The sequence below is a fragment of the Micromonospora sp. M51 genome (genome assembly GCF_018070305.1).
Taxonomy (GTDB): Bacteria; Actinomycetota; Actinomycetes; order Mycobacteriales; family Micromonosporaceae; genus Micromonospora; species Micromonospora parva.
In genome coordinates, this window is sequence record NZ_JAGPXZ010001148.1 from 1 (window position 1) to 1,297 (window position 1,297).

Annotated in this window: 2 protein-coding genes; both read right to left on the reverse strand. The window is 74.0% G+C overall.

Annotated features, from left to right (window positions below):
• On the reverse strand, positions 1 to 700 hold a 700-nt coding region (locus tag KBX53_RS33220; RefSeq protein ID WP_305798002.1), incomplete at its 3' end, for an IucA/IucC family protein.
• Positions 697 to 1,297, reverse strand: a 601-nt coding sequence (locus tag KBX53_RS33225; RefSeq protein ID WP_247676579.1) for a ferric iron reductase, incomplete at its 5' end; no start/stop codon positions are given. The genes KBX53_RS33220 and KBX53_RS33225, both read right to left, overlap by 4 nt.

A 1,297-nucleotide genomic window follows, 5' to 3' on the forward strand; every position in this document is an offset into this window, starting at 1 on the left:
GGACCAGCGACAGCTGCCAGGGGTGCACCGGCAGGGCGCGGTGCCCGCGCGGGGGCCGGGGCGGGTCGAGCGCGGCCACGAGCGCATCGAACGGTCCGGCGTCGGCGGTCAGGTCGTCCGGTACGGCGAGCCAGTGCAGCCGGAACGCCGTGCGCAGCTCCGGCGCGTACGCCCGCCAGCTGTCCGGGTCGCCGCTGCGCCACTTGGGGGTGGGGTGGTGCGGGTGGCCGAGGACCAGCGACTGCTCGGAGTCGACGTACGCGTCGATGGCGGGCTCACCGGTAGGGGTGGGGTCCGCGGCGGGTCGGTCGGCCAGCAGTCGGGCCACGGTGTCCCGACTGGCCCGGACCTGTTCGACGAACTCGTCATTCGCCAGCCCGGTACGGATGGTCAGCTCCGCCGCGACGAGGGCGGCCAGCCCGTCCGCGTCCAGGTCCGCCCACCGTCCGCCGCCGATGTCCCGCTGCACCGGGCCGGTGTAGCGGTGCGCGCCGATCGCCGAGGCTCGGGCCACCGCGCAGCGCACTGTGACGTCGAGGTGGCGCAGCAGCAGCCGGACGACACCGTCGACCACCGTCGGGGTGTCACCCGGCGGGGCCAGCTCGCGCAGCAGGCAACCGAAGACGGTGTGCGCGGCGGCCAGGTCGGCGAGCTGACCGGTGTCGGTGGCCGGCCGGGAGCGCAACTGGGCGCTCGTCATCGTGTCTCCCGCAGGTAGTTCGGGCCGGTACGCAGGTAGTACTTGTTGATGTCGGTGCAGCCCAGCCGTTGTTTGGGCAGCAGGGTGCCGGCGGTGAGCATCGCCTTGACGGGCAGGTGGGTGGCGTTCAGGACCCGCTCGGTGAAGGTCCGCCCCGCCGGGCCGTCGCCCCACCGGTCGCGGGCGGCGGCGAGCCGGGGCACCAGCGCCTCGGCCGGTGTCGGCACGGACAGCCCTCGGGCGGCCAGGGCGAGCAGGGGCGCGGCAGCGGCCAGGTGCAGGGTGATGGTGATGAACACGTCGGCCAACTCGTGCGGGTCGCGCGCCCACATCCGGTCGTCGTGCAGGGTGAGACCGTTCGTGCCGTCGTGCCGCGCGTCCAGCCGGGCGCCGTCGTTGTCCTTGTACAGCAGGCCGACGGCGCCGTCCGGGTGTACCAGCAGGTGGATGTTCTGCGGGTGGGCCTCCAGCGCGATCCCGTGCCGGAGCCAGAGGAAGACGTGCCAGTCGAGCAGCAGGTCCAGATAGGACTCCAGCAGTGCGACGGGCCGCTGCGGGCTGATCCGGTCGAGGACCGTGCCGGCCACCGGGTCAGCG